The organism is Neobacillus sp. CF12 (assembly GCF_030348765.1).
GTDB lineage: Bacteria > Bacillota > Bacilli > Bacillales > Cytobacillaceae > Neobacillus.
In genome coordinates, this window is the sequence record NZ_JAUCEU010000007.1 from 6150753 (window position 1) to 6160691 (window position 9939).

A 9939-nucleotide genomic window follows, 5' to 3' on the forward strand; every position below is an offset into this window, starting at 1 on the left:
TCATGCATTCGAAGGCTCAAAGGTTTGAACATGTGGAATTAAAAGTAATTGATCTTTCTAAGGCAATGGATTTTTATAAAAATGCTTTGGGGTTAGTGGAGATTGGGAAAGAAGATGGAGTCATTTATTTAGGCTGTGGCTACGACAAAAATTACGACCTCGCCATTTCCGAAGGCGGAACAGGGGTTTCGCATTTTGCGGTCAGGGTGGATAATGAGGAAGAGTTAGAGTCCTTTTACAAGAAAATAACCAATCTTGGAGTAAAGGTGGTCCGTCATAATGGGACAGAACCGGGCCAAGTTAAAGGGATTCGTTTCCCTTTACCGAGCGGCATTCCAATGGAGTTTGTGCTTGTTGCTGATAATAGCTACGTCAATCCAGCCAGACCGGCGTTCCCTAGAAATGTTGCATCTGCACCATTAAACATTGATCATATTAATCTCATGACCGTTGATGTAAAAAAAGAAACAGATTTTTTTCATGAAGTTCTTAATTTTAAAATCTCTGATATTGTGGATCCCGAAATGAATGGAAAATACATGATGTCCTTCATGCGTTTTCGTGGCTATCATCATGATGTAGCAACAACGATTACAAAAAATCCAAACGATACTCTGCATCACCTCTCATGGACGATGAGCAATTTTGAGCATATAAAAGTGGCTTGCGATGTACTTTCGCAATTTGAAATTGACGTCGAAATGGGACCAGGACGTCATCCAATAGGTCCGAATTTATATGCTTACTACTTGGAACCCGGTGGAAATCGTTTTGAGTATGTATCTGAACAAGCATATTTAGATCCTGACTCCCCAGTGAAAATATGGAGAAGTATGGCCGACACACTGGAATCATGGTCAAGACTTCGAAAACCACCGGGCAGTTTTATTAAAGGGTCATAACCGTAAAAGGAGAGTGGAGGAAATGGCACGCTTTAATGGAAAGGTAGCAATCATTACAGGTGGGACCTCCGGCTTAGGCCGGGCGGTTGCTGAGCGCTTTATCGAAGAAGGAGCGCATATATGTGTGGCAGATATATCGCTTGGAAGACTCGAGGAAATGAAGGCTATTTATGGGGAGAAAATGATCACCGTTCATACAGATGTCAGTACTGTTGAAGGTAACATCAAAATGGTTGAATCTACTGTTGAAGCTTTTGGAAAGATTGATATTTTTATAGCAAATGCTGGGATTTATGACGGCAATGTAGGTCTAATAGATTTACCGCTTGAACGGATTGAAGCAGCATTCGATGAAGTAATTAATGTGAATGTCAAAGGATACTTGCTTGGAGCAAAAACGGTCCTTCCAGAGCTTTTAAAAACAGAAGGCTGCATGATTTTTACAGCTTCACATGCTAGTTTTTATTCTGCTGGAGGGGGTCCCATTTACACTGCATCGAAACATGCTATTGCAGGTTTAATAAAAGAATTGGCCTATGAGCTGGCACCTAAAATTCGTGTGAATGGTGTGGCACCCGGAGTGATTGCCACGAATATGGGGATGCCCAAGTCCTTAGGTCCGCAGGCCCCCTCTATTATATCGGGTGTTGAACATTCCTTACCATTACCTTTTATTCCAGAGTCTAAGGATTATGTTGAACTATATGTATTACTTGCATCAGAAGGAGCAAAGGCAATGACAGGGACAATCATTCAGGCAGACAACGGAATTAGCATTAGAGGTTTAGTGAAAACATCAGGTGGTTTTTGATATTTTAGCTTTAAAACTAAATTTTTCCTAAAATAGGAGGATAGTAGATGGCAAATCGAGATATCAAGGATTTAGCAAACCATTCAGAAAGCTATTTTTATGATACGAGAGATTTGGAACGCAGAATGGATTCAGGTCGTGAAAAGGATGATTATGGCACACGCAGAGTACCTGGTGATTGGAGATTCAGTGCATGGAGCAGTGCATGGAGCTGGATGGGTCTATCAACTGCTATCGCTTACCCTCTTACAGGGGCATTATTAACGCTTGCTTTTGGAGCGGTTTCCGTCATGATTGGCTTTCTTATTTCAATGGTTTTAGTTGGCTTTGGGGTGTATTACTCATCGTTAAAGTCAGCAGATGAGGGTATCGGAAAAGATTTAATGAGTCGCTCAAGCTATGGATATTTCGGTTCAGCGCTTAGTACCTTATTTGTCGGAATTTACTTGGTTATTCTGTTTTCGCTCGAAACCTCAGTTATTGCTGGATCCTTGGCAGAATTCTTGCCATCTATACCTTATTGGTTGCTAGTCTTACTAATCATAGCCATATTTATTCCATTAGGGATTTACGGAATGGTTTGGATTGCCAAACTTCAAACTGCTACTTTTTTCCTTTATGTAATTGGTATAGTTCTTGTCTTTATAGGCATATTCAGTGGTTGGTCTGAACTATCAAACGCTGCTTTTGCGGGTGAATGGTGGAGGCTAAATCCCAATAATGTCCCTACATCCTGGATGACCATTATTGGTGCTACTGGTGCCTGGATGGGTGCTTTTGGTTTTATGAATATTTTCGCTTCGACCGATATTACAAGAATGACCCGCCGAAGTGAACGTAAAAAAATTGCTGTTTTCCAAGTTATTATTAACTCTTTCATTAATTCATTTCTAATTGGCGCAATGGGGATATTCTTCCTTGCTTCATCAAACGGTGTCAACCCTGATCCAGGTGTGACCTTTGTATGGGTATTAGGACCAGTAGGGCTTTTACTCGTGTTCGTTACCCAATTGCGTGGAAATGTTATGAATATGTATTTAGGAACATTAGCCTTTGATAATGTATTAGCGCAAATATCCAAGAAAAGTTATATGCGTTCTTGGCTTTTGATTCCATTTGTAATCCTCGGTTTTATTATGGTCGTTAGCTCATTTTTACAATACTTTTCGACGATTGCTACCTTTGCAGGTGTAGTATTTGCGTCATGGGTAGGGTCTACCTTTGGAGAGTCAATGCTAGTCCGCCCGCTTTACAAAATACCAAAATGGTCAGAATTTCGCCGGGCTTATCTCCCAAATATCAATTGGATTGGCTTTACTTCACTCATTGTTCCGATATTTATCGGTATCCTTGCAACAATGGGTGTGTGGGGTGATGCATTTATGGCGTCCTCGGTATTTGTAAGTTTACTACTGGCTTTTATTTTTCCAGTAGTTCTTGCTCTCGTTCTTGGAAAAGAAAGAACGATTCAACAGTACTTTAAACGTATTCCTGAAATTCCAATCGTTGAGACTGAAACAATGACCTGTTTTGTAACAGGGGAGACAGAGCATAAAAGTGACTTTGTTTTATGTCCTTTCCACGGAGATAATTGGATTTCCTCTAAAGCCTGTGCAACCGAGACAAAATGTAATAAAGTGTGCCAGATTAACTCAGTGACAAATACAGTCCCTGTTGACCAATCTGTTTAAGTGTAAGTTTTTACGATTTCAAAAAAACTCTAAGGAGTGTATGAAATGCTTACAAATTTTACTCAATTAACAACGTTGTTTAGAGACGAATTGGTTTTGTGCGGTGTGAAAGAAGGAGAGTTTGTTGTTGTAGCCAGTCAGCCAGAATCACGTGAAGGCTATGTTGATGCTTTTCTTGCAGCGATCGAATCATTGGGGGCGCATGGGATGAATCTTCAGTTCCCGGGAATACGACATGCCCACCTGCCATATATCGGTCGTCAGACACAAGATATTGATATTTTTATAGATTCTGTTCCACAAGCTATGGAAACCTTGAAAAAAGCAGATATGGTGGTCGATGTCACCGCTGAAGGGCTTGTTCATACAAAAGCTAGAGCCGTTACGTTAGGTAATGGGGCAAGAATGCTGATGGTGTGGGAAAAAGCAGAAATTCTTGAAAGAATGTTTCCTAGAGAATCCTTACGGAAACGAGTAGAAACGAGCATGGATATGTTAAAGCAGGCAGAGTCAATGAGGGTAACTTCTGCAGCTGGAACTGATATTTCTGTTCGGCTTACGAGTGACACACCGATTATTGGTCAATATGGCTACACTGATCAACCAGGCAGATGGGATCATTTTGCCGGAGGGTTTGCTGCCTTTTATCCAATTGAAGAAAGTGTGAATGGACGGATTGTGTTGGATGCAGGGGATATCTTATTACCGCTTAATCGTTATGTTCAGTCACCAATTGATATCACGATTAAAAATGGCTTTATTACTGATATCAAAGGTGAAGGTCTGGATGTCCTATTATTTAAACAATACTTTGAGTCTTGGAAGGATAAGGAAGTGTACGGAACATCCCATTTTGGCTGGGGATTAGATGAAAATGCTCTTTGGGAAGCGATGAGTTTTTATGGGAATGAGACATATGGGATGGATGCGCGGGCTTTTGCCGGGAATTTCATGTGGTCAACTGGTCCCAATGCTCATGTTAAACGCTTTACAAAATGCCATTACGATATTCCGATGCGAGCCTGTTCAATCGAACTGGATGGCAAACAGATTATTAAAGAAGGTACGATTGTCGAGCCGAGTTTGAAATTTTCATAAGGGCGGATTTCAGATGAATAAACTAAAAGTATCGATGGTCCAGATGCAAGTAACCAATGATGTAGAGGTAAATGTAAAAAAAGCAATTACATTAATTAGAGAAGCAGCAATAAGTAATCCTGATATCGTCGTCCTACCTGAAAATTTCCATTTAATGGGTACGAAGAAAGATTTTTTCGAAAAAGCCGAATTCATTGATGGCTGCACTATTACGACGTTAAGGATGCTGGCTCGCGAGTTTGGTATCTATATTGTTGCAGGTACAATGAAACTTCGGATTAAGAATGAAGAAAAACTTAGAAATAGCTGCTGTGTTATAAATCCTGAGGGTGAGATTCAAGATGTTTATGATAAGATACACACGTTTAACGCGCAAGTAGGAGACAGAACATATGCTGGGAGTCAGGTAGAAGAGTCCGGAGACAGAATTATCGTTACAAACATTAAGGGAGTTCCGGTCGGTCTCAGTGTCTGTTTTGATATTCGTTTTCCAGAGATGTTCCGAATTCTTGCCCTAAAAGGAGCTAAAGTCATTTTAGTGCCGGCAATTTTTATGCTTCATACTGGGAAGGATCATTGGGAAGTCCTTTTACGAGCACGAGCTATTGAAAACCAAGTCTATATGGTGGCACCTGCTACTCATGGGAAATTTCCTCCGCATGAGGAATGGAGTTATGGCCGGAGCATGGCAATTGATCCATGGGGATTAATGATTGCCCAATCATCAGATAAAGATGGGGTATTAACAGTGGATCTTGATTTAGATTTGGTGGATGATGTTAGGAAAAGGGTACCGACATTATCCCAGCGCCGTCCTGATGTATATAACTGGACAGAGTTTGATCATTGATAGGAGAGGTTTGGAATGGATTTAGGATTGAGAGGAAAAGTTGTACTTGTAACAGCCGCAAGTAAAGGACTTGGATATGCAGTTGCTAAAGAAATGCTGGCTGAGGGTGCCCATGTGGCGATCAGTTCAAGGAGTGAAGAAAGTATTAAAAAAGCTGCCGAAGAACTATCACAAGGTGGTAAACATGATGTTTTTTATGTGCCTGCAGATTTATCTAAGCCAGGTGATGTGGATGTTCTAATGGATCGAGTTCTCCATCATTTTGGTCAAGTGGATATATTAATTTGTAATACAGGTGGTCCAAAAACATCCGATTTTGTCGATACTGGATTTGAGGATTGGAAAAGCGGTATGGATATGATGCTTTTCCCTGTCCTAAAAATGACAGAGAGAGTTATTCCATTAATGAAAGAAAACAATTGGGGACGGATTATTTTCATGACATCAACATGGGTTAAGCAACCGCGTAAGAGCGGTGTGATTTCTACCATGGCTCGAAGCGCTGTTTCAGGGTTATCAAAACACCTGTCTAATGAATTAGCGAAGCATAATATCCTTGTAAATCAAGTATTACCAGGTCCAACCTGGACAGATCGTTCTAAGGAAATTACCAGCAGACTAGCACAGCAACGCGGTGTACCTGTTGAAGTAATCAAGGAAGAAATTGCAGAGGAGATTCCACTTGGGAGATACGGGACGGCACAGGAAATTGCAAATGCGGTTACATTTTTAGCTTCGGAAAAAGCCTCCTTTATAACCGGTGCCTCCTTACAAGTTGACGGAGGTCAAATAAAAGCTACAGTTTAATTCAAAGCTCAATCCCTGATTTATAGGGATTGTGCTTTTTTGATGGGTGGTGTTAAATTTCCCGTCTTCCTAACATTAATAAAGTAAGAATTGTAAATAGTAATAGTAAATGTATTTTGGAGGATTATCAACCGATGGAGGAAATAACCTTAGGGGTGGGCCTCGCAATAGAGATAGTTTTGATCATCGTTACTATTTTAATCATTTCTTCCCATCTTCGAAAAAATTCTAGGAATAATAAAAACCTTAAATTAAATGAACAATATTATAAATCCTTATTTGAACAAAATCCAGATGCCATTTTCATTTTTGATTTGAATGGAAAATTTGTTGTTGCAAACAAGGCTGTTTCTATTTATGGATATAGTATTGGTGAATTAATTGATAAACCATTTGCAGATTTCATTCTTCCTAATGACATAGAAAGAGTGACGGCCCATTTTAACGTTGCGGCAGAAGGAATGGCTACAAATTACGAATGTTCGATTTTGGATAAAGAAGGGCTTCAAAGAGAGATTAGTGTAACCAATATACCTATTTTTGTGAATGAACAAATAACCGGAGTATATTCCATTATTAAAGACATTACTCAGCATATAAAAGCACAAAACCTTTTAATGGAAGCGGAGGCTAAATATCGAAGCCTGATAGAAAACTCTTTAGTTGGAGTCTATATCATGCAAGATGGAAAATTGGTTTATGTGAATCCAAGACTTTGCGAAATGTCCGGATATAAATGTGAGGAGTTATTAGGGTTAAGTGTTTCAGAATTTATTTATCCAGAGGATTTACCAATAGTAAGTGAAAATATCCGTAAACGGCTTAGTAATGAAACAGGAATGATTAAGTATGAATATCGAGCACTAAGAAAGGATAACAGTGTTATTACCTTCGAATTATATGGTTCGAAGATTGTTTATAATGGCAGGGATGCGATCATTGGAACAGTTATTGATATCACGGAGAGAAAAAACACCGAAAAAATGATTAAACACATGGCCTATCATGATCAGTTAACTGAACTGCCTAATCGATATTTATTACGGGAAAAGGTAAATGAAGCAATAATTAATTCAAGAAAGTGCAATTGTCATTTTGCGCTGCTGTTTCTGGATTTGGATCGTTTCAAAGCGATAAATGATACGATGGGGCATGAAATAGGCGACAAAGTATTAATTGAAATTGCGGAACGATTGAAAGAATGTGTCAGTGATAATGACATCATATCTAGGTATGGCGGAGATGAATTTTCTATTCTTCTTACTGATTCTGAAATACGAAGAGCGAGTGAAGTTGCAGATAAAATCATTACTAAATTATCTTCTCCTATTACTCTTTATCATCATGACTTATTGGTTACCCCTAGTATCGGTATTACCGTTTTTCCTACACATGGTGAAAGTTTTGATACGTTAATTAAAAATGCGGATTTAGCCATGTATCACGCAAAAAGTTTAGGCAGAAATAACTTTCAATTCTTTAATGAGGAGTTAAATAAAATAGCTCAGCATGAATTAGAGATGGAAGTAAATTTACGTAAAGCCTTGGAGCAAAATCAACTGGTGTTATTCTATCAGCCTCAGGTAAATTTAGAAACCAACCAGATTTACGGTGCTGAAGCATTAATGAGGTGGATTCATCCAGAAAAAGGGATCATTCCACCTGCAGTTTTTATCCCCATTGCTGAAGAAACTGGGTTGATAATTCCAATGGGTGAGTGGGCAATAAGAACGGCGTGTAAGGAAAATAAAAGGTGGCAGTCAGCAGGTTACTCACCAATCACTGTTTCTGTAAATATATCAGCAAAACAGTTTTTTCAATCAAATTTAGTTGAAATCGTTAAAGATGCCTTAACTGAGACAGGACTTGAGCCTAGATATTTAGAATTGGAGATTACTGAAAGTATTACAATGGATGTGGAACATTCGATTTCAACACTATTGGAATTAAAGAATCTAGGAGTCAAGATTAGTATAGATGATTTTGGGACGGGATATAGTTCACTAAATTATCTAAGAAGGCTGCCAATCGATAAACTAAAGATCGACCAATCATTTATTCGGGAATGTCCCGATGACCTAAACAGTAATACTCTCGTTAGGACCATTATTGTAATGGCACATCTTCTTAAACTCAAAGTTAAAGCGGAGGGAGTCGAAACACAAGAACAAATATCCTTTCTGCTTCAACAGGGGTGTAAGGAGGCACAAGGATATTATTTCAGCAAACCTATTCCTGTTCTAGAATTTGAAACAAAATATATGGAAAAACGCTTGGAAAGTTAATTCCAAGCGTTTTTTTACAGTAGCCATGATTTAAGGAATTAACGCTTTATACGCTTAAGTACGCTTTCCTCAAATTCGGCTTGATCTATGTCTAATCCAATTACTTCATTTCTAAAAGACTTAAAACGTCCATTCTCTACTTCAAGTGTGAAATATCCTCTAGGACTGGTAAGGTTTATATCACCGATAATATTTTTCCTTCTGGCAGGATCAAACAAATTCACTAAATTAGGATTGCTTGGATGTGCCTTAAACCGACATCCCTGTTCCACACAAACTCTCACGATATTACGTACTTTAGGATGAGCGATGCTTTCAATCTTTTGATTAACTTCCTCGTTTGCCATAGGTGTGATTCTCCTTTCCATTCCTTCAAACAGTATGCCGCTGGTAAGATAATTATTCATAGATACAAAAGTAACCTGTACTCCTATAAAAAGTGGCTAAGAATAGGTAACGAATAAATTGTAAAACAAATTCATTAAAATGTTTTGGATTTTTAATCCTTACAAATGTGTAAGGATTATGTAAGATAAGGGAATTTTTGATATAAGGTAATTGCCTTATACTCATCTTTATAGAAGAAGGGGGATAAGTTAAGGTATGAATGAGTATTTATTTAGATTGATAAATGATTTAGGCAAGGAATATACACTATTTAATCCAATAGTTGTATTTATTGCGGAATATATGGTGATTATTTTAGCGATTGCGGTTTTTACTTTCTGGTTAACACGAGTAAATAAAAATAGAATCATGGTGATTTGTGGCATATTTACGTTTGTTATCGCTGAGATTTTTGGAAAAATAGCTGGTAAAATTCATTCGAATCACCAGCCGTTTGCAGAACTGTCCAACGTAAATCAATTAATAGAAAAAGCGGTTGATAATTCATTTCCAAGTGATCATACCATTTTGTTTTTTTCGTTTTGTGTGACATTCTGTCTGTATAGAGGTGCTAGAGGATTTTTCTGGGTGCTGCTTGCATTTCTAGTTGGTGTATCACGCATTTGGGTAGGGGTTCACTATCCAGCGGATATTATGGCTGGAGCAATTATAAGTATCTGTACTGCGATAATTGTAATTCGTGTAGTTCCTAAATTAAGTATCATTCAAAAAGGATTAGGGATATATGAGAAGGCGGAATCCTATATCTTGCCGATAAAAAAAGACAATTATCCTGGATAAGGAATATAAATAGAAGGAAACCTGCTTAACCTGGCAATAAGCGGGTTATTTGCATTTGAAACTATTAAGTAAAATATAGAATTGGAATAAATTTCACATTGTACTGTTCTCGGCAGGGTGTTATTATAAGAAAGTTCCTTCGCGGAGAGGTTAACAGCATGAAGAATTGAAAAATTGTGTTGACTCTTTTCGATAGAATATGTTAAGATATTTCTTGTCGCTAAAACAACGATATATTGTTCTTTGAAAACTAAACAAACAAGAACGTCAACAATCAATAAAAACTATAGTTTCTTCTATAGAAACT

9 protein-coding genes are annotated in these 9939 nt (G+C 38.2%); 8 read left to right on the forward strand and 1 reads right to left on the reverse strand.

Translation table 11 applies throughout. The features are described 5' to 3' along the window. Positions 1 to 2 precede the first annotated feature (2 nt). The 7 genes from QUG14_RS29635 to QUG14_RS29665 all read left to right on the forward strand — a co-directional run bounded on the left by QUG14_RS29635 (position 3) and on the right by QUG14_RS29665 (position 8444). The gene (locus QUG14_RS29635; RefSeq protein ID WP_289344019.1) at positions 3 to 902 is read left to right on the forward strand and encodes a VOC family protein; all 900 of its coding nucleotides are present in this window, start codon (positions 3 to 5) and stop codon (positions 900 to 902) included. Between the two features lie 22 nt (positions 903 to 924). After that, entirely contained in the window at positions 925 to 1713 is a 789-nt protein-coding gene (locus QUG14_RS29640; protein WP_289344020.1) for an SDR family NAD(P)-dependent oxidoreductase, read from the forward strand. 47 nt (positions 1714 to 1760) lie between these two features. Further along, complete coding sequence (locus QUG14_RS29645; protein ID WP_289344021.1) at positions 1761 to 3404, forward strand: purine-cytosine permease family protein; 1644 nt, start codon at positions 1761 to 1763, stop codon at positions 3402 to 3404. 45 nt (positions 3405 to 3449) lie between these two features. Next, on the forward strand, positions 3450 to 4502 hold the full coding sequence (locus tag QUG14_RS29650) for a 2,5-dihydroxypyridine 5,6-dioxygenase NicX family protein (protein WP_289344022.1): 1053 nt from the start codon (positions 3450 to 3452) through the stop codon (positions 4500 to 4502). Positions 4503 to 4515: 13 nt separating this feature from the next. Continuing rightward, positions 4516 to 5352, forward strand: a complete 837-nt coding sequence (locus QUG14_RS29655) for a carbon-nitrogen hydrolase family protein (protein WP_289344023.1) — start codon at positions 4516 to 4518, stop codon at positions 5350 to 5352. Positions 5353 to 5367: 15 nt separating this feature from the next. Then, a complete protein-coding gene (locus tag QUG14_RS29660; RefSeq protein ID WP_289344024.1) occupies positions 5368 to 6159 on the forward strand; it encodes an SDR family oxidoreductase in 792 nt (263 codons plus the stop codon). Positions 6160 to 6293: 134 nt separating this feature from the next. Next, positions 6294 to 8444, forward strand: a complete 2151-nt coding sequence (locus QUG14_RS29665; RefSeq protein WP_289344025.1) for a sensor domain-containing protein — start codon at positions 6294 to 6296, stop codon at positions 8442 to 8444. A gap of 38 nt (positions 8445 to 8482) precedes the next feature. Here QUG14_RS29665 and QUG14_RS29670 read toward each other — a convergent pair whose 3' ends face one another. Beyond that, positions 8483 to 8791: a hypothetical protein gene (locus QUG14_RS29670; RefSeq protein WP_289344026.1), complete on the reverse strand. Its 309-nt coding sequence runs from the start codon at positions 8789 to 8791 to the stop codon at positions 8483 to 8485. A 256-nt stretch (positions 8792 to 9047) separates the two neighbouring features. On the opposite strand from QUG14_RS29670, the gene QUG14_RS29675 reads away from it, so the two are divergent. After that, positions 9048 to 9632 (forward strand): undecaprenyl-diphosphatase, encoded by a 585-nt coding sequence (locus tag QUG14_RS29675; RefSeq protein ID WP_289344027.1) that lies wholly within the window; start codon positions 9048 to 9050, stop codon positions 9630 to 9632. The last annotated feature ends 307 nt before the right edge of the window (positions 9633 to 9939 follow it).

Excerpts from the sequence above, each read along its gene's own strand:
- QUG14_RS29635 (WP_289344019.1), top strand. The coding sequence starts at position 3 with ATGCATTCGAAGGCTCAAAGGTTTGAACATGTGGAATTAAAAGTAATT.
- QUG14_RS29640 (WP_289344020.1), top strand. The coding sequence starts at position 925 with ATGGCACGCTTTAATGGAAAGGTAGCAATCATTACAGGTGGGACCTCC.
- QUG14_RS29645 (WP_289344021.1), top strand. The coding sequence starts at position 1,761 with ATGGCAAATCGAGATATCAAGGATTTAGCAAACCATTCAGAAAGCTAT.
- QUG14_RS29650 (WP_289344022.1), top strand. The coding sequence starts at position 3,450 with ATGCTTACAAATTTTACTCAATTAACAACGTTGTTTAGAGACGAATTG.
- QUG14_RS29655 (WP_289344023.1), top strand. The coding sequence starts at position 4,516 with ATGAATAAACTAAAAGTATCGATGGTCCAGATGCAAGTAACCAATGAT.
- QUG14_RS29660 (WP_289344024.1), top strand. The coding sequence starts at position 5,368 with ATGGATTTAGGATTGAGAGGAAAAGTTGTACTTGTAACAGCCGCAAGT.
- QUG14_RS29665 (WP_289344025.1), top strand. The coding sequence starts at position 6,294 with ATGGAGGAAATAACCTTAGGGGTGGGCCTCGCAATAGAGATAGTTTTG.
- QUG14_RS29670 (WP_289344026.1), bottom strand. The coding sequence starts at position 8,791 with ATGGCAAACGAGGAAGTTAATCAAAAGATTGAAAGCATCGCTCATCCT.
- QUG14_RS29675 (WP_289344027.1), top strand. The coding sequence starts at position 9,048 with ATGAATGAGTATTTATTTAGATTGATAAATGATTTAGGCAAGGAATAT.